Annotated in this window: 21 protein-coding genes, 1 tRNA gene and 1 pseudogene; 14 read left to right on the plus strand and 9 right to left on the minus strand. The window is 65.1% G+C overall.

All coding sequences use genetic code 11. The features are described 5' to 3' along the window. Positions 1-50: 50 nt before the first annotated feature. The 3 genes from GFY24_RS04760 (at position 51) to GFY24_RS04770 (ending at position 3,664) form a co-directional block, all read left to right on the plus strand. Positions 51-1,199 (plus strand): cysteine synthase family protein, encoded by a 1,149-nt coding sequence (locus GFY24_RS04760; protein WP_153803750.1) that lies wholly within the window; start codon positions 51-53, stop codon positions 1,197-1,199. Further along, the gene (locus GFY24_RS04765; protein WP_153803751.1) at positions 1,196-2,593 is read left to right on the plus strand and encodes an MATE family efflux transporter; all 1,398 of its coding nucleotides are present in this window, start codon (positions 1,196-1,198) and stop codon (positions 2,591-2,593) included. Before GFY24_RS04760 ends, GFY24_RS04765 begins: the two co-directional genes overlap by 4 nt. 132 nt (positions 2,594-2,725) lie before the next feature. Continuing rightward, the gene (locus GFY24_RS04770; RefSeq protein ID WP_309230462.1) at positions 2,726-3,664 is read left to right on the plus strand and encodes a phosphodiesterase; all 939 of its coding nucleotides are present in this window, start codon (positions 2,726-2,728) and stop codon (positions 3,662-3,664) included. Between the two features lie 153 nt (positions 3,665-3,817). Here GFY24_RS04770 and GFY24_RS04775 read toward each other — a convergent pair whose 3' ends face one another. Beyond that, a complete protein-coding gene (locus GFY24_RS04775) occupies positions 3,818-5,272 on the minus strand; it encodes a stealth family protein (RefSeq protein ID WP_153804162.1) in 1,455 nt (484 codons plus the stop codon). 420 nt (positions 5,273-5,692) lie between these two features. Between GFY24_RS04775 and GFY24_RS04780 the strand changes: the two genes are divergently transcribed. The 4 genes from GFY24_RS04780 (at position 5,693) to GFY24_RS04795 (ending at position 8,124) form a co-directional block, all read left to right on the plus strand. Further along, a complete protein-coding gene (locus GFY24_RS04780; protein ID WP_153803753.1) occupies positions 5,693-6,184 on the plus strand; it encodes a hypothetical protein in 492 nt (163 codons plus the stop codon). Positions 6,185-6,332: 148 nt separating this feature from the next. Beyond that, a complete protein-coding gene (locus GFY24_RS04785; RefSeq protein ID WP_153803754.1) occupies positions 6,333-6,908 on the plus strand; it encodes a TerD family protein in 576 nt (191 codons plus the stop codon). Between the two features lie 656 nt (positions 6,909-7,564). Next, complete coding sequence (locus tag GFY24_RS04790; protein ID WP_153803755.1) at positions 7,565-7,807, plus strand: hypothetical protein; 243 nt, start codon at positions 7,565-7,567, stop codon at positions 7,805-7,807. A 2-nt stretch (positions 7,808-7,809) separates the two neighbouring features. Then, positions 7,810-8,124: an antibiotic biosynthesis monooxygenase gene (locus GFY24_RS04795; RefSeq protein WP_153803756.1), complete on the plus strand. Its 315-nt coding sequence runs from the start codon at positions 7,810-7,812 to the stop codon at positions 8,122-8,124. Here GFY24_RS04795 and GFY24_RS04800 read toward each other — a convergent pair. The 3 genes from GFY24_RS04800 to mfd all read right to left on the minus strand — a co-directional run bounded on the left by GFY24_RS04800 (position 8,117) and on the right by mfd (position 13,283). Then, positions 8,117-8,821 (minus strand): sensor domain-containing protein, encoded by a 705-nt coding sequence (locus GFY24_RS04800; RefSeq protein WP_153803757.1) that lies wholly within the window; start codon positions 8,819-8,821, stop codon positions 8,117-8,119. The genes GFY24_RS04795 and GFY24_RS04800 overlap by 8 nt on opposite strands. Before the next feature lie 80 nt (positions 8,822-8,901). Beyond that, the gene (locus GFY24_RS04805; protein ID WP_153804163.1) at positions 8,902-9,564 is read right to left on the minus strand and encodes a MazG family protein; all 663 of its coding nucleotides are present in this window, start codon (positions 9,562-9,564) and stop codon (positions 8,902-8,904) included. Positions 9,565-9,665: 101 nt separating this feature from the next. Then, on the minus strand, positions 9,666-13,283 hold the full coding sequence (gene mfd / locus GFY24_RS04810; RefSeq protein WP_153803758.1) for a transcription-repair coupling factor: 3,618 nt from the start codon (positions 13,281-13,283) through the stop codon (positions 9,666-9,668). Between the two features lie 289 nt (positions 13,284-13,572). Between mfd and GFY24_RS04815 the strand changes: the two genes are divergently transcribed. After that, complete coding sequence (locus tag GFY24_RS04815; RefSeq protein ID WP_309230463.1) at positions 13,573-13,959, plus strand: DUF1801 domain-containing protein; 387 nt, start codon at positions 13,573-13,575, stop codon at positions 13,957-13,959. Here GFY24_RS04815 and GFY24_RS04820 read toward each other — a convergent pair whose 3' ends face one another. Both GFY24_RS04820 and GFY24_RS04825 read right to left on the minus strand, forming a co-directional pair. After that, positions 13,960-14,607, minus strand: a complete 648-nt coding sequence (locus GFY24_RS04820) for a TetR/AcrR family transcriptional regulator (RefSeq protein ID WP_153803760.1) — start codon at positions 14,605-14,607, stop codon at positions 13,960-13,962. It lies immediately after the preceding gene. Between the two features lie 208 nt (positions 14,608-14,815). Continuing rightward, positions 14,816-15,439, minus strand: a complete 624-nt coding sequence (locus GFY24_RS04825) for a TetR/AcrR family transcriptional regulator (protein WP_153803761.1) — start codon at positions 15,437-15,439, stop codon at positions 14,816-14,818. A 290-nt stretch (positions 15,440-15,729) separates the two neighbouring features. On the opposite strand from GFY24_RS04825, the gene GFY24_RS04830 reads away from it, so the two are divergent. From GFY24_RS04830 to GFY24_RS04855, 6 genes are all read left to right on the plus strand, one after another. Next, positions 15,730-15,800: transfer RNA gene (locus GFY24_RS04830), tRNA-Gln, on the plus strand. A gap of 108 nt (positions 15,801-15,908) precedes the next feature. Next, entirely contained in the window at positions 15,909-17,411 is a 1,503-nt protein-coding gene (glmU, locus tag GFY24_RS04835) for a bifunctional UDP-N-acetylglucosamine diphosphorylase/glucosamine-1-phosphate N-acetyltransferase GlmU (RefSeq protein ID WP_153803762.1), read from the plus strand. Beyond that, positions 17,408-18,388, plus strand: a complete 981-nt coding sequence (locus tag GFY24_RS04840; protein ID WP_309230464.1) for a ribose-phosphate diphosphokinase — start codon at positions 17,408-17,410, stop codon at positions 18,386-18,388. The genes glmU and GFY24_RS04840 overlap by 4 nt, the downstream gene beginning before the upstream one ends. A gap of 221 nt (positions 18,389-18,609) precedes the next feature. Beyond that, positions 18,610-18,927 carry a hypothetical protein gene (locus GFY24_RS04845; protein WP_153803763.1) on the plus strand — a complete coding sequence of 106 codons (318 nt, stop codon included), beginning with the start codon at positions 18,610-18,612 and terminating at the stop codon, positions 18,925-18,927. 82 nt (positions 18,928-19,009) lie between these two features. Beyond that, entirely contained in the window at positions 19,010-19,678 is a 669-nt protein-coding gene (locus GFY24_RS04850; RefSeq protein ID WP_153803764.1) for a hypothetical protein, read from the plus strand. Between the two features lie 3 nt (positions 19,679-19,681). Continuing rightward, complete coding sequence (locus GFY24_RS04855) at positions 19,682-20,314, plus strand: DUF2461 domain-containing protein (protein ID WP_153803765.1); 633 nt, start codon at positions 19,682-19,684, stop codon at positions 20,312-20,314. 61 nt (positions 20,315-20,375) lie between these two features. Here the strand turns inward: GFY24_RS04855 and egtD are convergent, their stop codons facing one another. From egtD to egtB, 3 genes and pseudogenes are all read right to left on the minus strand, one after another. Then, complete coding sequence (egtD, locus tag GFY24_RS04860; RefSeq protein WP_153803766.1) at positions 20,376-21,347, minus strand: L-histidine N(alpha)-methyltransferase; 972 nt, start codon at positions 21,345-21,347, stop codon at positions 20,376-20,378. A gap of 527 nt (positions 21,348-21,874) precedes the next feature. Then, positions 21,875-22,435: pseudogene (locus GFY24_RS41640) on the minus strand (hypothetical protein); the annotation flags it as partial. Beyond that, the gene (gene egtB, locus GFY24_RS04870; protein ID WP_153803768.1) at positions 22,435-23,775 is read right to left on the minus strand and encodes an ergothioneine biosynthesis protein EgtB; all 1,341 of its coding nucleotides are present in this window, start codon (positions 23,773-23,775) and stop codon (positions 22,435-22,437) included. The pseudogene GFY24_RS41640 and the gene egtB, both read right to left, overlap by 1 nt. Between the last annotated feature and the right edge of the window lie 63 nt (positions 23,776-23,838).

A 23,838-nucleotide genomic window follows, 5' to 3' on the forward strand; every position in this document is an offset into this window, starting at 1 on the left:
GGCACAGAACAGGACAAATACACCATTCCCCACTGTGAGGAGATCCTTAGATGCCGGGTGTCACGACGCGCGTGACAGACCTCATCGGCCGCACCCCACTCTTCGAGCTGGCAGCCACGGACACCGGCACACGGCTGTTCCTGAAGCTCGAGAATATGAATCCCACGGGGGCCGCGAAAATTCGAATGGCCAAGGCCATGATCGATGATGCCGAAGCGCGCGGATTGCTACGGCCCGGCGGGCACATCATCGAATCCACCTCCGGGAACACCGGACTCGGACTCGCGGTTATCGCCGCCGAACGCGGGTATCGCTTCACCGCGGTGGTCGATCACCACGCCTGCCCCGACAAACTTCGGACCATGAGGACATTCGGCGCGCAGCTGGTATTCGCCGTCGAGAACAATGACGGCAGCCTCTCCACCACCGCGCGTGAGGAACTCGCGGAGAAATTGGCGGATGACGAACGCGCCGCGGCCGAACGCGCCGGCTTGGAGCCGAACACCTACTTCACCGAACAACACAACAATGACGCCAATCCGCTGGGCTACTACGACCTCGCCGATGAACTGCTGACGGATCTCGGACGGGTGGATGTGCTCATCTCCGCGGTCGGGACCGGTGGCTCACTGTTCGGGACCGGTCGACGGCTGCGCCAGCTCGGACTCGAGCCGCTGATGTACGGCGTGGAGCCCGTGGGGTCCATTGCGTTCGGCGGTCCGGCCGGGCCGTATTGGCAGTCCGGTACCGGCACCCCAGAGGGCGCAGATCCAGGCAAAACGGTTGAAGAGGATCTGAATTTACTCAAGGAGGGCGTGAAGGTCTCCGATGTAGAGGCATTCGCGACAGCGCGGGTAGTGGCTGCCAAGCTCGGGCTCCTGATCGGCGGGTCCTCGGGTGGGTCGGTGTTCGCGGCCCTGGATCGGATGGACGAGTTCCCGGCGGGGTCCATAGTGGTCACCATTGTCGGTGACGGCGGAGAGAAGTACCTCGACACCGTGTTCGATGACGAGTGGATGAGTGACCGGGATCTGCTCGATTCGGAGACCGAGGGTGAGGTCGCGAAAATGCTGGACCGCTACACTCCGGCGCGCGGATGCGCGGCGCGCGACGGCGGTCGGGCAGCCGAGAGCACGCACGCGATTCTCGTACCGTCGACCGCCGGTGCGCTGGCTTCGAATGGGGCCGCGGGCAAATGACTTCCGGCCCTCGGCAATCCGATGGGCGGCAGCTGTTTTCGCTTGCCACGCCCATTGCTTTGACTCAGCTTGCCCAGGTGGCGGTGTCGACCACCAATATCGCCCTGATGGGGACCCTGGGTGTGCGGCAGGTGGCTGCCGGTGGGCTGGCTTTGGTGTTGTTCAACCAGATTCGGACCATGTGTGTCGGGTTGATTACCGGGACCGGCAATCAAGTGGCGACCGTGGTGAGTCGGGGAGACGAGGGTGGGCGGAGTGTCGAGGGGGAAGTTCGGGAGGTGGTGCGGTCGAGTTTCATGATCGCGACCATTGCCGGAATCCTTGGGGGGGCACTGCTTATCGGGCTCGGGTGGGCGTTGCGATGGTTGGGGCAGGATGTGGAGGTGCTGGCGCAGGCGCGGCCGATGATGGTGGCGCTCGCGCCGGGGCTGTTGCCCTGCTTGTGGTTTCAGGTGTTGCGGCAGTATTCGGTGGGGATGCAGCGGCCGCAGGCGTTGTTGTTGGTGACGCTCGGGTCGGTGGCGTTGAATGTGGGGCTGGCGCTGGGGTTCATGCACGGGTGGGTGTTCCTGCCGGAGCTCGGGTTGACCGGGATCGGGGTGGCGACCTCGCTGGTTTTCCTGATCACCTTCGGAGTGTTCTGGGCGATGGTGCATCGGGATGCGAAACTCGGTGCGACACTGCCGATTCGGATGTGGCCGGTGCATTGGGCGACGGTGCGGGACGAGTTGCGGCTGGGGACGCCGATCGCGCTGACCTACGGGTCCGAGGCGGGCATGTTCTCGGTGCTGGCGCTGGTTATGGGCAGTCTGGGGGCGGCGGCGCTGGCGGCGCACAATGTCGTCTATCAGATCGTGTACATCGTGTTCCAGGTGGCGATCGGGCTCTCGCACGGTGCGTCGATCCTGGTGAGCAAGGCGGTCGCGCGCGAGGAGTATCAGCATGCGCGGTCGGTGGCGTGGCTGGCGCTGCGGTATGCGGGCATCGTCGCCGCGGTCACCGCAATCGTCTATGTGGCCGCACCGGATTGGGTGCTGCTGCCCTTCCTGGACGACACCGATGCTGCGACCGTCGCGCTCGCGCACACCCTGCTGCTCATAGCGATCGTGCTGCAATTCTTCGATGCCGCGCAGAACATCGGTGTGGGCCTGCTGCGCGGGCTCGGGGACACCAAAGCGGGTTTCCGACTGTCGCTGGTGGGGTATTGGATTGTGGGATTGCCCACCGCATTGCTGCTCGCCTTCCCCTTGCATCTCGGCGCGGCGGGTGTCTGGTGGGGGCTGACCGCCGGTCTCGCCACCACCGCTGCCCTGATGCTGCGCCGCTACTTCACGCTGTTGCACGAGCGTGAACAGGAACATCCGCGGGTGCTGGCCGGTAGCTTCGGGCACTGAGTCGACACATAAATCTCACCTACTCGCAAGCATGCCGTCACTGGCCGCGGGCAAGCTGGAGGAAACGGCTTCGCTAGTCTGGCGGACGGAAATCGGCAAGCTGAGGGCACACACCATCCGGGGAGGATGTCCGTGTACATCGCGAGAGTCGCTGAGTATCCGAGGGCAGACCATGTGCTGTTCCACTTCAGTGACACCCATCTGATCGCCGCGGACGCCGATCTCTACGGGGACGTCGACGCGGAGGCCCGGCTCGGCCAATTGCTCGGCGAGGCCGAGGCGAGCCATATCAAACCGACCGCCATTGTGTTCACCGGCGATCTCACCGACGAGGGCGAGCCCGGCGCGTACCGCAAGCTACGCGCACTCGTACAACCCTGGGCCGACCGCATCGGCGCACCACTGGTGTGGGTCGCCGGAAACCACGACAATCGAGCCGCGCTGCGCGTGCACATGCTCGACGAGAAGGGTTCGGCCGCACCGCTGGACGCGGTGCACGTATTCGATGGGCTACGCGTCATCGCCCTCGACACCACCGTGCCCGGCCACCACTACGGCGAGATCACCGACGCCCAATTGACCTGGCTACGCGAGGTATTGGCCGAACCCGCGCTCTTCGGCACGATTCTGGCCATGCACCATCCGCCCATCCCCTGCGTACTGGATCCGGCCGTGACGGTGGAGTTGCGCGATCAGCGGCGGCTCGCCGATGTCCTGGACGGCACCGATGTGCGCGCCATTCTGGCGGGGCACCTGCACTTCTCGACCAGTGCGACCTTCGCCGGGATTCCCGTCTCGGTGGCCTCGGCCACCTGCTACAGCCAGGATCTGGCCGTGCGGCAGGGCGGGATTCGCGGACGCGACGGGGCGCAGGCGTTCAACTATGTGCACGTGTATCCCGACACCGTGGTGCACTCGGTGGTGCCCATCGGCGCGGGGCGCACGGTCGGCGAACCACAGACCCCGGAGCAGGCGGCACAGCGGCTCACCGACGCCGGGATCGTGATTCCGCCCGCGGCGGGCATTCCGCATGTGTTGCGGCGCAGGGATACCGCCACCGAATCCGGCTGACTCGCCCCGCCAACAGACCACCCCGTCATCCTGGCATGCTTTTGGCCGGGATCCACTTGCCGCTGTGGATCCCGGCCAAAAACGCGCCGGGATGACGGGATTCAGGAATCCGCCGGAATGACGGGATTCAGGCGGCACCAGGATGAACAGGGTTCAGGCGGCGCCGGATTCGAAGGCGGCGAGCGAACCCGCGATGCTCTCCGGCTTCTCCCACGGTCCCGGCTCCGGGAAATAGGTGTCCAGGAATTCCGAGACCGCGCGCACCCGATCGGCCTCGGGAACCTCCGGGAAACTGCCGTCATTGAGGCAGAAGAAATCCACATTGCGCCGGCGTAGCAAACCGTCCAACAACGCCAGGCCGGTGTACATGGTGGTGTCCACGTAACGCACCTTCGCCGCCTCCTGCGGCACCGCACGGCCGGTGAGCAGCGCGTAATAGTGGTACAGCGAATTGGTCACCGAGATATCGGTGGCCGCGCGGAAACGACTGGTGCGGGTGCGGGCGAAATCGTCCGGGAACACCTGCTCCATCTCGTGAAGCACACTGCGGCGCAACGGAACCGGAGTGTGTTCCAGATGCCGGGTGATGATGTGCCCGAACCGGCGGGTCAGCAGTTGCCGATTCATCCGGGCGGCATTCTCGAATCCGCTGCGGCGTTCGTTATTGGCGCCCGGGCCGATTCGCGTACCCGCCTCGATATAGCGGCTGATGCCCGCCGGGGTGAAGAACATGGACGGGCGTACCGGGCGCGCGAAGAACATATCGTCATTGGAGTACAGGAAATGCTCCGACAATCCGTCGATATGCTGCAATTGGCTCTCCACCGCATGGGAATTGAAGATCGGCAGCCCGCTCACATCGGCGAAGTGATCGATGGCGCGCACGATCGTCACCTTGGGATCGTCTGCGAGCCAATCGGGTACGCGGGAATCGGTGGCGATGAAGATCCGCCGAATCCACGGCGCGTTCTTGTGCACCGAGCGCAACGCGTACCGCAGTTCGTCGATCTGGCGGATCCGGGCATCGGCCTCATCACCCTCGCCGACCACCACCTGCGACAGCATTCCCGCACGGCGCGCCCGGAATTCGGGATCGGTGCCGTCCACCCAGGAGAAGACGATATCGATATCGAAGCCGACATCGGTGGGGTGCGGGGCGAACATGCCGTCCAGCGTCGGCCAGCTGGTGTCGTACAGCAGCACCGTGCCCTGCTCGACATCGGCGAGGTCGAAGACATTGCGGGTCAGCGCATTCGGGCGCGGGCATTCCACGGTGTCGCCGTGGTACTCCCACAGCTCGATATGCACGTGATGCGCGGTATCCAGGTCACGGCCGAGCCGGAAGACATTGTGCTGCTTCTCATTGCAGATGAACCCGGCCACCATGGCGGCGCCGAGCACCCGTCTGAGCGCGGCCCGGTGCGCGGTGTCCACCGCCAGCACCAGCCGATGGTCGGAGTCGCGCACCAGCAGGTACGGCACCTCCGCCATCGTCAATTCGCCACGCAGGTAGCGCAGGTCGTCGATCACCGCGTCCGACGCCACCAGATTCGCCACGCTCGCGCCTCCCACCATCGCCACCATGTCCGGCTGCTGCCCCGAACCCATATCCACCATCACCGGTCTCCGCTCTCTCGCGTTCTCACCTCACGCCTGCCCACCTGCACCGCCGCAGCACGCCCAGCTGTCACCGGGGGGCGCGAAATCCATTGCGCGCCAGGTTTTCGATGCTGCTGCGTTCGTCGACGCCGAGTGGCGGACGATCCTTCACCGGACGGTCATCGGCCGGTTACTCGCAAGACCTCGTTCGGACGAGGGACTGTAACGAATGATGCAACCGTTATCGCTGCTAGTCAATCCATGACCCCGCAGGTCCAGAGGTATTTTCACAGCTGTAACCGATAAGAGCGGTCGGTTGTGCGCCCCGGATGAGCCGTTCGGACCCGAGCGCGTAACGGCGGCAACGGCATACACTTGCGGCAGCACAGTCCAGCCCGCTGTGCGGTACCCGATCGTGAGGTGAAGCACATGGTAGCCGAAGCGCGGGAGCGGCAAGAGTCCTCGACGGAAGGCCCGGAGACAGGACACCCCGAATTGAGCGTCCTGCCCGAGTGGCCGCTCGACACCATCGCGGTGCTGGTGACCACCGATCCGGCGCCGCACGCCATTCCGGTCTCCTGGCCGGTGCGTGCCGGGGATCGGCGGATTCTATTGAGCCTCAAGTCCGATCGCGGTTCGCTGGCGCGGCTGCGGGAGCGGCCCGAGGTGGCGCTGTTGATTCTGGGCGGGGGCGATGTGGCGTTGTGTGCGCGGGGGCGCGCGGAGATTCTCGCGGATCCGATGCCCGGCGCGGACGACTACACCGCGGTGGCGATCGAGGTCGAGGTGGTCGATGATCATCGGCAGTCGGCGTTCGCGGTGGCGTCGGGAATCCAGCGCAATGTGATCGATCCGACGGAATTGCGGTATCTGGAGAAACGGGTCGCCACGCTGAAATCCTTGGCGTCCGAACGTAACTGAGAGTTACCAGCTTCCCGCTAATTCGGACATTCCAGACATTAGTGTCGGAACCGCAACCCTGGCCGGGAAATGAACGCGCACAGTGGGTCTCCATATCGACCATAATCGGGAAGGGATGCGGCGTGAATGCGCCGCGGGGAAGGAGATCATGTCTGTCAGCTTGGCCAAGGGTGGAAACGTTTCGCTCTCCAAACAGGCCCCGAACCTCACCAAGGTCGCCGTCTGCCTGGGCTGGGACGTTCGCACGACCACCGGCGCGGACTACGACCTGGATGCCAGCGCGATGGCCTGCGGACCGAATCAGCGGGTGCTGTCGGATGCGCATTTCGTGTTCTACAACAACCTGCGCTCGCCGGAGGGCACCATCGAGCACACCGGTGACAATCTCACCGGCGCCGGCGACGGTGACGACGAGGTGATCAATCTCGACCTGGCAGCCATGCCCCCGACGATCACCAATATCTTCTTCCCGGTATCGATCCATGACGCCGATGCCCGCCGCCAGTCCTTCGGACAGGTCCGCAACGCCTACATTCGCGTAGTCGACGCGGTCACCAGCGCCGAACTGGCCCGCTTCGACCTCACCGAAGACGCCTCCACCGAAACCGCCATGGTCTTCGGTGAGCTCTACCGCCACGGCCCGGAATGGAAGTTCCGCGCCATCGGCCAGGGCTACGCCTCCGGCCTGGCCGGCATCGCCCGCGACTACGGCGTCAACGTCTGACCAGAGTCGGCGTTCACCTGTCCTGATGTCCTAAATTTAGAGACCTATTCTTCAGATGTGTCCCAAGATTGAAGACATCAGGACAGGAGGATCTACTTGCCCTCCTCCACTCCAGAACTCGACGACACCGACACCGTCTACGAGGGTCCGGGCTCGAAACGGTTCGGGCGCTGCCGGCCGCGCTCGTGGAAACCCTTGCTACGGAACCCGACCGGCAGAGATGTTTCAACATGGATGTAACTACGCAGGGGTCTACTCGACGTTTGCCTGCGTGAGTACATCCGCGTTGCGTCGCTCCCGGGGAATCGGTCGAATGGGATGGTAGAGGGCCAGCACCCGGGGCCTTCGTAGCCGAATACCCAGCGGAACATCACGTTCCAGCGGGGTTCGGAAGAATGCCACGAATTTTCGGAGTGGGAACCTCGCCTGCCATACCCGACTTTCGCCACCGGTCAGGCGCGAATACTCGCGACCCAGCCTGGCTGGCAGGCCGTGGTCACCTTCAGAACCACACCGAAAAAGACAGAACACCCCATCCCCCAGCTGGACGAACGATCACCAGGAACTGAGCGGGGCGACGCGCCGCTTGGGTTCAAGGGTTCGATGCAACAGGGTTGTCTGGGTTCGACAGTAGTTGGTCTAGTACTTGTGCGGGGGTGCCGGCGGATGAGGCGGGGCGGGAGCGGATGGCGCGGGCGCATCATGCGCTGGCCGCGCCGCTTCGGGAGGCGTTGGCCGAACGGGGCGATCCGGATCCGGTATTGACTGCGGACCTCATCGACGGGGCGCTCGGGCGGGCCATCGATCGACTCGACGGCGGAGCCGACTTCCGTCGGGTCCAATCCATCACTCTGGCCTTCGTGCAGCGCGCGATCGGGCTCTCGAACAATCAGGAGTAGTCATGTTCGTCGTAAGCAATGAACTGTTCGTCGCGACGGAGAACCGCGAGGTGTTCGAACGTAATTTCGCCGCCAGCATGCACGGAACCCTCACCGGCATACCGGGATTGATCGCCGCACGGCTCATGCGGCCCCGCGAAACCGACCGCGGTTACCTGTCCGTCCTCGAATTCACCGACGAGACAGCCTATTCCGCGTTCCGCGCCAGCGAAGCGTTCGCCGCCGCCCACAACTGGCCGGACCACGCCCCTATCGACCACGCCCGGCTGACCACCTACGAGGTACACACCGAGATCGCCGCGCCGAATCTCAGTTGAGTTGGCGGATTTTGGCGGCTATGCGGTCGGCGATTACGGCGGAGGTGCGGGCGTCGGCGTAGGAGCAGCTGGAGATTTCGATGAGGGCGTTGCCTTGGGTGCGCATGGTGTCGGAGCAGACCCAGGTGCTGCCGGAGGAGGAGACCGTCCAGTCGACCGAGACTGCCGCGGGGTCGGTGTTGTGGGAGACGGCGGTTAGCCGCAGGACGCTGGCCTTGTCCTTGGAATCCTTGGGGGTATTGGTGACATCTTGGTCCTTGCACTGCTGCAGGACGGTTCGGTACTGGTTGACCATGGACTCCGCCACCAGGAAATTCTTGTAGGTGGAGACTGTTTGGTAGATGGCGTGCTGGTAGTTGTCGTCCGCTTCGCGAAAGGAGCGGAGCCGGAAGCCATTCCATTTCTCGCCGTAGGTCTCCAGGTCGGCGGTGTACATCATGGGGGCGCAGTCGGCGGGCGAGTAGGTGAAATTGGGGACGGTGGGGACCGTGTTCTCGAAACGCTGGGTGAGGGTGGTGGAGGCGACGATCTTGCCGACATCGTCGAGGGAGAGCATGACGTCGGAGATCTTGTCCGGCGTCAGGCGGGCCATTTTCACCACCACCGGGTCAGGGGACGCGACACCGCTCACGACCTTGCCGCAGCCCGTCAGCGTGAACAGCAGTGCCAGGCATATGGCGACGGTTCGCCCCCGCATTGGTCCTCCTCCGAACCCGAAACAGCAGAAGCATAGCGGGCTCGGGCGACGAACCGCCCGGCGCGCCAGCGGCGATCGGGTCACGACCAGAAGGCGCGCCAATCGGCCGCGGTGAGGGGAAGACGTTCGCCCCGTGCGGATTCGGCGGCATCCTCCGCCGCGCGCACAGCGGCGGCGAACGCGAGAGTGGCTTTGCGGAGGCGCTCCTCGGCACTGTCCGGGCCGCCGAGCCGAACCACCCGTAGCTCCTCCGGAATCAGCTCCTCCGGCAGACCGGCCTTACCACTGCGCGAACGCACCTTCTCGGCCAGCGCCAAAGCCGGCTGCGCCATGGCGATGCCGTCCAGGCAGGAGCGGCGGGACTTCTCCGCGGTCTTGCGCTCCTCCCAGGCCGCCTCCTGCGCGGCGATCTTGGACTCGATATCGGCGTCCCGGTCGATGCCGAGGTCGAGCAGATGCGGGCTGCGATGCGTCAGCTTGGCGACCAGCGCCGCCGCCACCTCGGCCACGGTGAATTCGCCTGCGGCCTCGGCGATTCGGGAGTGGAACAGGACCTGGAGCAGCAGGTCGCCCAGCTCCTCCTTGATGGTTTCGGCATCGGCGTCCTGAATGGCGTCCAGGAGTTCGTAGGTCTCCTCGAGTAGATACGGCCGCAGCGAATCATGCGTCTGGGTGACCTCCCAGCCGCCGAAATTCCACAGCCGATCCATGACATCCACGGCCTCACCGAGCGCCTCGGTCATTTTGGCCGTATCGGCAGCGGTGTCGAGGGCCGCGCCATCGGCAGCGCCGCGCACCGGGTCCGCGGCGGAATTCACCTCTCCCCCATCGGTATCCGCCGCGCTCATCGGGCCGCCGCGACCTCGGTCTGCATCCGGACATCCACCGCGCCCGGAGCTTTTCCGTCCAGGGCCAGCAGCAGATCCGCGACGAATTGCAGCACCTGTACGTCGCGGACACGCGCCGCACCGACACTGTCCTCCACCCGCGGCAGCGGCAACTGCACGATGCCGGTGGCCGGGCGGTAGGTGGCGTTCGGGTAGAGCCGCTTGAGCCGCAACTGTTTCGAGTCCGGCAGTTGCAGCGGCGCGACCTTCAGGGTGGTGCCGGTGACACCGATTTCGGCGATCTTGTATTCGCGGGCCAGCAGGCGCAGTTTGGCGACCGAGACCAGGCGGCCGACCTCCACCGGGAGCGGGCCGTAGCGGTCGACGAGCTCCTCGACGACGGCGGCCAGGCCCGAATCGTCCTGGGCGGCGGCCAGTTTGCGGTAGCCCTCCAGGCGGAGGCGGTCGGAGGCGATGTAATCCGGCGGGATATGCGCGTCCACCGGAAGGTCGATACGGACCTCACGGATTTCCTCGTCCACCGTGATGGGCCGGCCGTCGGCGGCGGCACGATATGCCTCCACAGCCTCACCGACAAGACGCACGTACAGATCGAAGCCGACACCCGCGACATGCCCGGACTGTTCCGCGCCGAGCACATTGCCCGCACCGCGAATCTCCAAGTCCTTCATGGCAACCGCCATACCCGCACCCAGATCCGAATTCTGCGAAATGGTGGCGAGCCGGTCGTACGCGGTCTCCGTCAAAGGCTTCTCGGGCGGATACAGGAAGTACGCGTACCCGCGCTCACGACTGCGGCCGACCCGGCCACGCAGCTGGTGCAGCTGCGAAAGACCCAGCGCGTCAGCGCGTTCCACGATCAACGTATTCGCATTGGAGATATCCAAACCGGTTTCGATGATCGTGGTCGAGATCAGGACGTCGAATTCCCGTTCCCAGAAACCCTGCACGGTCTTCTCCAGGGTGTCCTCGTTCATCTGCCCGTGCGCGACCGCCACCCGCGCCTCCGGCACCAGATCGCGAATCCGCTTGGCGGCCTTGTCGATCGAGGACACCCGATTGTGCACATAGAAAACCTGGCCGTCGCGCAGCAGCTCACGGCGAATGGCGGCGGCAACCTGCTTGTCGTTGTACGCGCCCACATAGGTGAGGACGGGATGACGTTCCTCGGGCGGGGTGAGAATCGTCGACATCTCACGAATACCCGCCAGGCTCATCTCCAGCGTGCGCGGAATCGGCGTGGCGGACATGGTGAGCATGTCCACGTGCGTGCGCAGCGCCTTGATGTGCTCCTTGTGCTCGACGCCGAAGCGCTGCTCCTCGTCGATAATGGTGAGGCCCAGGTCTTTCCAGCGGATACCGGTCTGTAGCAGCCGGTGCGTGCCGACCACGATATCCACCTCGCCGGACGCCATCCCCTCCATGATCTCGCGCGATTCGGCCGGATCGGTGAAGCGGGACAGGCCCTTCACCGTGACCGGGAATCCGGCGAGCCGATCATGGAAGGTCTGCAAATGCTGTTGCGCCAGTAGCGTTGTCGGCACCAGTACGGCGACCTGCTTACCGTCCTGCACCGCCTTGAACGCGGCGCGCACCGCGATCTCGGTCTTGCCGTAGCCGACATCGCCGCAGATGACGCGGTCCATCGGGACGGCCTTCTCCATATCGGATTTCACCTCGGCGATGGCGGTGAGCTGATCGACCGTCTCGGTGAAGGCGAAGGCGTCCTCCATCTCCACCTGCCACGGAGTATCCGGACCGAAGGCGTGCCCGGGCGCGGCCTGGCGGGCGGCGTACAGCTGGACGAGTTCGGTGGCGATCTCGCGAACGGCCTTGCGCGCCTTACGTTTGGTGTTCTGCCAATCCGAACCGCCGAGCTTGGACAGGCTGGGCATTTCGCCACCGACATAGCGGGAGAGCTGATCCAGGGAATCCATCGGGACGAACAGTCGGTCACCCGGCTGACCGCGCTTACCGGGCGCGTACTCGATGACCAGGTACTCGCGCCGCGCCCCGCCGACGGTGCGCTCGATCATCTCCACGAAACGGCCGATGCCGTGCTGATCGTGCACGACCATATCCCCGGCGCGCAGGGCCAGCGGATCGACCTGATTGCGGCGGCGCGCGGCCAGCTTCTTACCCTCGCCGGGCGCGGTGACCCGATTACCGGTGAGATCGGATTCGGCGATCACCACCAGTTTGGCGTCGTCGAAGACAATGCCGTCATGCAGTGAACCGCAGAGCACGCCGACCAGTCCGCGCACCGGTTCGGCCCCGGATTCCAGGGTCGCGGCGGGCACCTCGGCGTCGGCGAGCCGCTCCAGAATGCGTTGCGCCGTACCGTGTCCCGCCACCACGATAACCGCGCGGCCACCGGTGGTGACATGCGCGCGCAAGGACGCGAAGATCGTCGCGACGAGTTCTTCGGAGCCGCGCGCCGAGGGCGCGGACAGCACCGGCAGCACGATCTCATCCGGATCATCGGCGATCAGGGGGCTCAGCGTCCACCAGGGCAGACCGCGCTTATCCGCATCGGCATGCACCACATCGAGACCGCGATAGGCCGAGGCCGCCAGATCCAGTCCATGCGCGCCCAGCGGAGCGGCCCCACCGAACGAGGCCGCCGTCCAGGACGCCTCCAGGAACTCCTGCCCGGTGCGCACCAGATCGGCGGCGCGGGTGCGGACCTTCTCCGGATCACACAGCAGCACATGGGTTTGCGCCGGCAGCACCTCGGTGAGCAGCTGTAGCTCGCCCGGTTGCAGCACCGGCAGCAGCGCCTCCATACCCTCCACCGGAATGCCCTGGGAGATCTTCTCCAGCATCTCCACCAGGGCGGCATCGGCGGGGTTCTCGGCGGCGACCGCGGCGGCACGCTCCCGAAGATCGGTGGTGAGCAATAGTTCCCGGCACGGTTGAGCCACCACGAGATCGATCGGCACATCGTTGATGGAGCGCTGATCGGCGACCGAGAAGGCGCGCAATTCGCTGATCTCATCGCCCCAGAACTCCACGCGCACCGGATGATCCGCAGTGGGCGGGAAGAGGTCGAGAATGCCGCCGCGGACCGCGAACTCACCGCGCTTGCCGACCATATCGACCCGCTCGTACGCGAATTCCACCAGGCGGGAAAGCAATTCGTCGAAATCGAACTCCGCGCCGACACGCAGCACGATCGGCTCGAGATCGCCGAGGCCGTGTGCCATCGGCTGCATGAGCGAACGCACAGTGGTCACCACCACGCGCAGCGGCTCGCCGTAGACGGTGTCTTCCGGATGCACCAACCGCCGCAGCACCTGCAACCGCTTGCCGACGGTATCCGCGCCCGGCGACAACCGCTCATGCGGCAGCGTCTCCCACGACGGGAACACCGCGACGCTCGCACCCAGCATCTCGGTGAGCTCGGCGGTCAGATCATCGGCCTCGCGCCCGGTAGCGGTGACGACCACCAGCGGCCGCTCCCCGGCAATGGTCGCGGCCACGAACGGCCGCACCGACGAAGGCGCGACCAACATTGCCGATGCCCGCCCGATCAGGCCCTTGACCTGCTGCAACGAGGAATCGGCACCGGCCACTGCGGCCAGTCCCGCGAGAGGTGGACGTGAGCTCGACATGAGGCAGACTCCTGGGCGCAGATCAGCGATAAGGACAGCCAACCGAGTGTAATCACCGGGCCCGACACGTTCCGCCCCGACTCGGGTACCCGCCACTCTCGGTGGTATTCCAACGTACCTACTGGTCTCGTGGGATCGGGGTAACTCCGGGGGGACGCCCAAAACCCAGCCACCCGGCCGACCGCATGCCCGGTACGAGTCGCATGGTGCACCCAACGACCGGCAAAAGTCCCGGGGAGGCGGGGGAGGGTGCTTTGATGTCTATATGTCCTATGTGGTCGATCCTCGAGTGGACACTTACATCGAGGGGCTACCCGAATGGCAGCAGAAGATCTGTCATCAGGTGCGGGAAATCGTGCACGCGGCGGACCCTGCGGTCCAGGAGACGATCAAACGGAGCGTGCAGCCGTACTTCGTACTCGACGGAAATATCTGCGCACTACTGGGAACCGAGAAGGCCCTGGACATCTTTCTCTACGACGGCGGGATCGTGGCCGACCCGCACGGCATCATCACCGGCGGGCACGAGAACAAGACCGCACGCATGATCGCTGTCCAAGAGGGCGAAACCCTCAACACCCCAGCCCTTCTCGCCATGTTCAAGCAGATCATCGCCAACAATCGCGCGGGCGGCTGGCGTCGGCTCAAACGCGAGAATCCCGATATGCCCCGGTAACTACTGCACGTAGCGACGGAGGCGCCGAGCGGCGAATTCCCTGAAGTAGGCGACCTTTTCGTCTGGGACGATGGACGGGAGCAGGAAGTACCAGGCCCGTTCCATGCGCGTCGCCATCTGATCGATGGTCTCGGTGCTGACCGCGACCATATGGACGCCGGTCGTCACCTCTTGCAGCAGCAGGCCGATGGTCTCCGGATCCAGATCCGGTTCCAGATCCCCTTGTGCGATAGCGCGTTCCGCGAGCAGACGGTGCGTCTCACCCCAGGTCTTGGCGATGTTCTCACCGGTCGCGCCGCGGTAGTCGCCGATCTGGTGGGTCAGCTTCAGCATTGCGCCGACCATCGGATCGTTCATCGTCAAATCGGCCACCACATAGGTGATTCCGATGCACGCCTCCAGTGCCGGCACGCGCGGATCGAAGAAGCCCTGACACGCGCTGACCAGTCGCTCATTGCCCTGATCGACTACCGCACGGGCCAGCTCCTCCTTGGAACCGAAGTGAAAGTACAAGGCGCCCTTGGTCACATTCGATTGTGCGATGATCTCGGACAGGGACGCGTTCGCATAACCCAGTCGCAGAAAGACATCGGCCGCGCCCGCGAGCACGGAATCGCGAGTGATCTCCGCACGCGCTTGCCTAGCCATCAGATCCGCCTGTCATCAAACCAGCCATCCTGAAGTAGACCGACATCCCGAAGTTGACCGACATCACAGTTCGAACAGCACTCGAAGGATGGGTGAACCGTACCACCCGGCTGTCGTATGCCAGTCGATTCGAGCATTCGACCCGTCCTCCTTCGCAATTCACTGGTTAACTGTCCAGTTCCGCCGCTGTCCCATACCGATTTCAGACCTAAAGGTCTCGTACTCCTTTGCCACTGGGCCATTCCGACGCCAGCTTCGGCTCCGCCTCCAGATGCGTGAGACCGTTCCAGCACAGATTCACCAGGTGCGCGGCGACCACTTCCTTCGACGGTGAACGCTCGTCCAGCCACCACGTCGCCGCCGTCGCGACCATGCCCACCAGCGCTTGTGCGTACAGCGTCGCCAAACTCGTATCGAAGCCGCGGCGCTCGAAATCACCGGCGAGTATGTGCGCCACCTGATTTACCGCCTCGTTCAACAGACTCGAGTACGTACCCTCCGCCGCGGACGCCGGTTGATCACGCATGAGAATGCGGAACCCGTCGGTGCGCTCCTCCATATAGGTGAGCAACGCCAGCGCCACCTGCTCCAGCCGCACCCGCGACCGGTTCTGCGAGAGCGAGGCGGTGATCATCTCGAGCAGAGCGGACATCTCCCGATCCACCACAACGGCATACAAACCCTCCTTGCCGCCGAAGTGTTCGTACACCACAGGTTTGGAGACCTGCGCCCGCTGCGCGATCTCCTCCACCGAAGTGGCGTCGTATCCGCGCTCCGCGAAAAGGGTCCGCCCGATCTCGATGAGTTGCTGTCGCCGTTGGGTTCCCGTCATACGAGGACGCGATACTCGGCCGCCATCACCCGCAGTCATCGCCCCGCCTCTCCCTTGCATGCCGTACGAACGTCCTACAACCATTCCAGACGGGAAGCGAACTGTCTCAGAGCCCCCGCCGACAGATGTCGGCCGGGACACCGCGAAAACCCCGGCCGACCCGTCGTTCAGCAGAAGTTTCGGGAGGCGGAACTGGAAAAATCGCGGAATGGCGGGGGCATGTGCGAGTATCTACACGCGCATGCCATAACAAGCAGAGTCGGCGAACCGAACGGTCCGCCGGGCTGCAATCCGCCGTAGTGTAATGGCAGCACCACTGATTTTGGTTCAGTTAGTTCAGGTTCGAGTCCTGGCGGCGGAGCTCGCGAACGGGGTCACTATGGTTGGCCCCGCATATCGCTGACGCAGCACAACTGTGGCCCAGCGCAACAAAGAACTCAGCACGATGACGCGCAGCCGAGGGAGATCCATGCCACAGCAGACCGCCGTCGTCGTTCTCGCCGCCGGAGCCGGAACCCGAATGCGGTCCAAGACCCCCAAGGTGTTGCACCCGATGGCCGGCCGCAGCATGCTCGCACACGCGCTGCATGCGGCGAGCGAGATCGACCCGACATACCTCATCACCGTGATCGGCCATGACCGCGAAGCGGTCGGTGACGCGGTGGGCAAGGTAGGAGCAGAGCTCGGCCGCCAGATCATCCTGGCGGTGCAGGAAGAACAGCGTGGCACCGGGCACGCCGTCCAGTGCGCGCTCACCGCGCTGCCGGAAGATTTCAGCGGTGACGTCCTGGTCACCTACGCGGATGTGCCACTGCTGGACGGGCATACCCTGCACGCGCTGCTCGACGAGCACCGCAGTTACACCGAGGGTTCGGCGGTCACGGTGCTGACCTTCGCACCCGATGACCCGAATGGCTACGGCCGCATAGTGCGTGACCCGCAGGGTCGCCTGCTGGAGATCGTCGAGCACGCCGACGCCACCCCGGAACAGGCCGCCATCGGCGAGGTCAATTCCGGCGTATACGTTTTCGACGCCGCCGTGCTGCGCGTGATGATCACCCGCATCGACACCGCCAACGCGCGCTACGAGCTGTACCTCACCGATGTACTGAAACTCGCTCGCGAGGCCGGACATCCGGTGCACGGTGCGCGACTTCTGGACTCCGCCAAGGTGACCGGGGTCAATGACCGCGTCCAACTGGCCGATGCCGCGCGCACGCTGAACCGGTACATCGTGGAACGGCATATGCGCGCCGGGGTCACCATTATCGATCCGGCCACCACCTGGATCGACGGCAGCGTGGTCATCGGACGCGACGCGGTGATCCGCCCGGGCGTACAACTGCTGGGCGACACCAGCATCGGCGAGGACGCCGAGATCGGACCCGACTCCACGCTCACCGATGTGGTCGTCGGCGACGGCGCGAAGGTGGTCCGCACACACGGCGAGAAAGCCAACATCGGACCCGGCGCGAATATCGGACCATTCGCCTATCTGCGCCCCGGCACCTCGGTCGGCGAAGCCGGAAAGCTCGGCGCATTCGTGGAGACCAAGAACGCGAATATCGGCGCGCACTCCAAGGTTCCGCACCTCACCTATGTGGGCGACGCCACCATCGGCGAACACAGCAACATCGGCGCTTCCAGCGTCTTCGTCAATTACGACGGGGTGCGCAAGCATCACACCGTGGTCGGCTCACATGTCCGCACCGGCAGCGACACCATGTTCGTCGCACCGATCACCGTGGGTGACGGCTCCTATACGGCGGCGGGTACTGTACTGCGCAGGAGCGTTCCCCCGGGTGCCCTCGCGGTGTCGGGTGGAGCGCAACGCAATATCGAAGGCTGGGTGCAGCGCAATCGCCCCGGCACCGATGCAGCCCGCGCGGCCGAATCGGCTCTCGCGGGCAACTCGGACGAACCGAGCAAGACCGAGATATCCAACGAGCAAAAGGATGGCGAACGTCCGTGACCGCGTTCTCTACCGAAAACCACAAGAACCTGATGCTGTTCTCGGGACGCGCTCATCCCGAGCTCGCCGAAGCGGTGGCCAAGGAACTCAACGTCCATATGACCCCGCAGACCGCGCGCGACTTCGCGAACGGCGAGACCTTCGTCCGGTTCGAGGAATCGGTTCGCGGCTCCGACGCCTTCGTGCTGCAGAGCTTTCCGGCCCCGCTGAACCAGTGGGTCATGGAGCACCTCATCATGATCGACGCGCTCAAGCGCGGTTCGGCCAAGCGCATCACCTCGGTGCTGCCGTTCTACCCGTACGCCCGCCAGGACAAGAAGCACCGCGGTCGCGAGCCCATCTCGGCTCGACTGATCGCCGATCTGCTCAAGACCGCGGGCGTCGACCGCATCATCACCGTCGACCTGCACACCGATCAGATCCAGGGCTTCTTCGACGGCCCGGTCGATCACATGCACGCACAGGTGCAGCTGGCCGAGCACATTCGGAACAACTACGCGCTGGACAATATCGCCGTGGTCTCCCCGGATGCCGGTCGCGTGAAGGTCGCCGAGAAGTGGGCCAACTCGCTGTCGGACGCGCCGCTGGCGTTCATCCACAAGACTCGTGATCCGCTGGTGGCCAACCAGGTTGTCGCCAACCGCGTGGTCGGTGACGTCGAGGGCCGCACCTGCATCCTGATCGACGACATGATCGACACCGGTGGCACCATCGCCGGCGCGGTCAAGGTGCTCAAGGAGGCCGGCGCGGGCGATGTCGTCATCGCCGCCACCCACGGCATCCTCAGCCACCCGGCCGCCGAGCGGCTCGCGAACTGTGGCGCGAAAGAGGTCGTGGTCACCAATACGCTGCCCATCGACGAGGACAAGAAGTTCCCGACGCTGACCGTGCTGTCGATCGCGCCGCTGCTCGCGCAGACCATCCGCGAGGTCTTCGAAAACGGTTCTGTCACCGGCCTTTTCAACGGCAACGCGTAACACCGCTCCTCCGCCTCCCCGAATATTCAGCGCACGGCCTGAGAGCCCCTCCAGTACCATTCACGTACTGACGGTCGGGTGCGCCCCACGTTTCGGGCGTACCCGACGAGTTACCCTGACCTTACGAGATCAGTTGTCGCGTTCCTTCACTCCTCAGCGGTAGCGTTGCACCCGTACTTCAGTTCGCTACGGGTGCGCTGACGCGCAGAGGGTGGTGCTGCATGGACGACCGGCGCAACGATGACGAGGATCAGCTCATCGACGAGGTACTCGACAAAGAGGACATCGAAGACCTCGACTACGACATGGGCGATGACGATCAGGCCGATGAGGTGCGCGAGTACGAGCGCTATATCGCCGACCCGCCGGACGAACTCGTCATCCGCAACCGCGAGAACGACGACACCGGGCGACTCGGGATCGAAGCCGAACTCGACCAGGAGTGGACCCGCCGCCGTCAGCGTGACGAATACAAGGCCGAGGACGACCGGCCCGCCGAGCTCGCCGCCATGGAAATCGTCGACGAACCGGGCGATTAACGCATTTCGTCTGTTACGCGTGACGGCCCGCATTGTGATACCCATGGAAAGTGTTCACACCGACCTCCAAGGAAGGCGCGACATGAGCACGCCGCCGAACGAACCCCAGTCCAACTCGGGCGACATGTTCAAGAAGGAGCCCGAGGCGACTCCGGAAGCACCGGGTCAGCCACAGGACGCTCCCGCCGCAGGACCGTGGGACGCTCCCGCCCAGCCCGCGCCCGGACAGTGGCAGGGCGATCCCGCGGGCCAGGCCCAGCCCGGGCAGTGGCAGGACGCGCCGACCACGCAGTACAACCCCGGAGCTCCCGGACAGCAGCCGCCGCCGGGCGGGTACCCGGCAGGTGGGGTTTACAACTATCCGCCGATGGGTGGCCAGCCGCAGGGTGAGCCGGGCGGGTATCCGTCGTATCCGCAGCAGCCCTATGGGCAGCAGCAGTACGGGCAACAGCCCTATCCACAGCCGGGATATGGGCAGCCGGGGTATCAGCCGTTTCCCGCACAGCCCTATGGGGCGCCGCCGCCGCGCTCCGGACCGCAGATCTTCTCCATTATCGGATTCGTCTGTGCCGGAATCGCATTGCTGTTCTGCCCGCCCGGATTCGGTATCGCGGGCATCGTGCTCGGTGTGATCGGCAACAGCAAGGGGGAGCCGCTCGGGAAGTGGGCCGCCATCGCCTCCGGCATCACGCTGGTGCTCGGCGTGATCATCGGTCTGGCCATCTACGGGTCGAGCCTGACTCGGACCTGACCCATGACAAAATTCACCGGATTCCCGCTCACCGGGCTCGACTTCTACGAAGACCTCGAGGCCGATAATTCCAAAGCCTTCTGGACCGCCAATAAGAAAGTATGGGAGACCGCGGTACGGGATCCCATGCAGGCGCTGCTCGCCGAGCTGGAACCGGATTTCGGGACGGCCAAATTCTTCCGGCCGTATCGGGATGTGCGGTTCTCCAAGGACAAGAAACCCTATAAGGATCATCAGGGCGCGACGGTGCATGCCACCTCCGGAGGTGGCTGGTACGTACAGATCGGGGCGGCCGGACTCTTCGTCGCCGCCGGAATATACGGGCCGTCACCGGCCCAGCTCGCCCAGCTCCGCAGCACCATCGACAATGACGTGCGCGGAGCCGAGCTGGAACAGCTGTTGGCCGGAGTAACCAAGGCGGGCTACACAATCGGCGGCGACAAACTCGCCACCAAACCCAAGGGGTACGCCGCCGACCATCCGCGCATCGAACTCCTGCGCCACAAATCCCTCGTCATCAGCAAGGAATTCGGCGCACCCGCCTGGTTGAGCACGCCCCGCGCGGCCAAAGAAATCCGCGCGGCCTGGGAAACCATGCGACCCACCATGGAATGGCTTGCGGCAGTAACCAGTTAGCTCCGCGGCCGCCCATCCAGGCGGCCGCCATTCGTAATCCCGGTATGCTTCCGGCCGGGATCTACCTCCGCTCAGCCAAAACCAACGCGAAGCGTTCGTCCGGATCGGTCCAGATCCGTTCGGTCGCGAAACCCGCTGCGGCCAGCTCGCTTTCGAGCCCCTCGGGCCGGAATTTGGCGGAGATCTCCGTGCGCAGCTGCTCACCCTTCGCGAAATCCACTGTCAGATCCAGCTCCGCTATGGTGACGGTCACGGCTTCGGTTGCCTCCAAACGCATTTCGATCCACTCGCGCTCGGCATCCCAGAGCGCTATATGCGCGAACTTCTCCTGCTCGAAGTTCGCACCCAGCCGCGCATTGAGTACATGCAGCACATTGCGATTGAATTCGGCCGTCACGCCGGCGGCATCATCGTAGGCGGGCACCAGAATCGCCGGATCGATCACCAGACCCGCGCCCAGTAGCAACTGCTCACCCGGCTCCAGCACATCGTGCACCCCGGCAAGGAATTCCGCCCGCTCCCGCGGCACCAGATTGCCGATGGTGCCCCCCAGGAAGGCGATCATGCGCCGACCGCCGCGCGGCAGATTGTCCAGCGTGGCGGTGAAGTCACTGACCACCCCATGCACGCTTAGCCCCGGAAACTCCATCGCCACCTGTTCGGCGGCACCGGTCAGCGCCGATACCGATACATCCTGCGGCACATATGTTTTCAGCGGACCCTCGGCGGTGAGCGCCTCGAGCAGCAGCCGAGTCTTGGCGGCCGATCCAGCGCCCAATTCCACCAGCACCTCGGCCTGCGCCAGCTTGGCGATCTCCCCGACCACCCGCTCCAGCAGCGCCCGCTCGGTCCGAGTCGGGTAGTACTCGGGGAGTTCGGTAATGAGCTCGAACAGCTCGCTACCGCGCGCATCGTAGAACCATTTGGGCGGCAGCCACTTCGGCTCAGCCGTCAGCCCCTCGCGCACATCGGCGCGCAAGGCGGCGGTCAAATCCTCGTCCGTCAAATGAATGTCCAGCGATGCGGCACTCATGAACCAGCCCTTCCGATTTCGATATCCAGGTCCTGCACCGAAAGCCACCCCGGCCGCGCCACCACGAGTTGCCGATCCCCGACGGCCTGCCACCGCGAATCGTCGTCATAGGGCTCCGAAGCAACCACAACGAACTCCTCCCCCACCAAAACCGACAGCGCATGCCCCCAAGTACAGGCCCACACCGTCCCCCCATCCCCAACCAGCAAATTCAGCCGAGCCCGCGGCGACCGCTCCCCCACGGCCCGAATAACCAGCGGCAGCGCCACCTCGGGCGCCAACCCGCGCCTCCCGCCGGCCACCGCTCGGCGATGATCAGCCGGCATGCCCGCAGCACCCGATGCATCGGCGGAGCCGGACGCCCAGCTCGAACCCGTGATCCGGGCCGCCGCATCAGCCCCCGCGCGGATGCTCGCACTCGTGCCGAGGGAGACCGCCGAACCGACGGTATGCGCCTGCGCCGGACCGGAATCCGCAGCGACACTGGATGATCCGCGTGACTCGGCCTCCTCCGATCCGAAGCCTTCGAGTAGGCCGCGCAGGATTATCCAGAGGGCGGCCGAGTCGGTCATCGATTCGGCCTCCAGGAGGGAAGGCGAATCGAATTCGGCGGCGACAGCGGTGAGGGTGTTGCGCCAATCCGGGATTGCGCCGTTGTGGCTGAAAGCCCAGGGGCCGTGGGTGAATGGGGCGCACGCGGTGCGCTCCAGCGGCATGCCGACCGTGGCCGAGCGGATGGCGGCCAGTACGGCCGTCGAATGTATCTGCGGCAGTACCTCATCCACGGCCGGATCCGTCCAGATCGGGGCTGCATTGCGGTAGCGGGTCGCCACCGGGGCGACCGGGATCGGTTGCAGCTCCGGGTTGTTCATGTCGTCCTGGCGAATACCGCCGTGCCAGATGACACCTTCGGGGTGAGGTGGTGGTGCTGGGGTCCACCAGGCTATGCCGAAGCCGTCGGCGTTTATGGTGCCGCCGCCGCGCATGTCCCGGGGAGCCCAGGATTGGGTGCGGAGGGAGTGGGGGCCTCGGGTCAGGAGGTCGCCGACCGGGACGGGTGGGCCCAGGTAGGCGAGGTGGCGGCACATCAGAGGTCCTCGGGAGTGAGGTCTCGGGCCAGGCGGAAGCCGGCGAAGATCTGGCGGCGGATGGGGTGGTCCCAGTTGCGGAAGGTGCCGCGGACGGCTACCTCGTCCGCGCCGAAGGAGCCGCCGCGCAGGACTCGGTAGTCGCCGCCGAAGAAGACCTCGGAGTATTCGCGGTACGGGAAGGGGCGGAAGCCGGGGTAGGGGGTGAAGTCCGAGGAGGTCCACTCCCAGACGTCACCGATCAACTGGTGCACGCCCTGCGGGGACGCGCCCGCGGAATATGCGCCCGCGTCCGCCGGTTCCAGGTGCCGCTGGCCGAGATTCGCGGTTTCGGGGGTGGGGTCGGTGTCGCCCCAGGGGTAGCGGCGGGAGCGGCCGGTGGCCGGGTCGAAGCGGGCCGCCTTCTCCCACTCCGCTTCCGCCGGAAGGCGTTTGCCCGCCCAGGCGGCGTACGCCTCGGCCTCGAAATAGCAGACGTGCAGAACCGGCTGGTGCGGGCGCAACGGTTGCATGGTGCCGAAAACCCTGCGCCACCAACGGCCGCCACCATCCAGCTCCCAGAATTGCGGGGAGACCAATCCGGCTTCGACGCGATGTGCCCAGCCGCGCTCGGACCAGAGTTCGGGGCGTTCGTAGCCGCCATCGGCCATGAACTCCAGGTACTGCTCGTTGGTGATGGGTGCGGCGTCGATGGCGTAACCGGGCACGTGCACCGGATGTGCGGGCCGTTCATTGTCCAGCGCCCACGGATCGGAATCGGTGCCCATGATGAATTCGCCTGCGGGAATGACCACTTCGCCGCGCACGGGGTGCGGCACGGTCGGCGAGGCGGGTGCGGCGAGCACCGCTTCGCCCTGCCGCAGTTGATGTGTCGCGAGCATGGTCTCGTCATGCTGCTGCTCGTGCTGGGCGATCATCCCGAACGCGAACCCGTCCGTAACCAGTTCTCCGCCGCGTAATGGGCTGTGCTCCAGCACATCCCACACCTTCCCGCGCACCTGCCCGACATACTCGCGCGCCTGCCCCGGATTCAGCAGCGGCAGTGCCGGTCGATTCGCCCGAGCGTGTTTGAAGGCGTCATACAGCTCGTCGATATCCGAGCGCACGGCCTCCCGCCCGCCCACATCCCGCACCAGCCACAGCTCTTCCTGATTGCCGATATGCGCGAGATCCCACACCAGCGGACTCATGATCCGCGAATGCTGCGCCACCAGTTCCGCCTCGTCCAGGCAGTCGGTGAGTCCCGCAGTCCGCCCCCGAGCCCGCTCCAGCACCTGCGCGATCCGCGCCCGCAGCCGCTCTGTCTCGCCCCGATCAGTTCCCGGCAGCTGAATAGTCATGACAAAACTCCGAATTCGATTCGAGAATGGAAAACGCCCGGCCGTCGAAAACCCATGTCGAAC

It is taken from the genome of Nocardia sp. SYP-A9097 (genome assembly GCF_009649815.1).
Lineage (GTDB): Bacteria > Actinomycetota > Actinomycetes > Mycobacteriales > Mycobacteriaceae > Nocardia.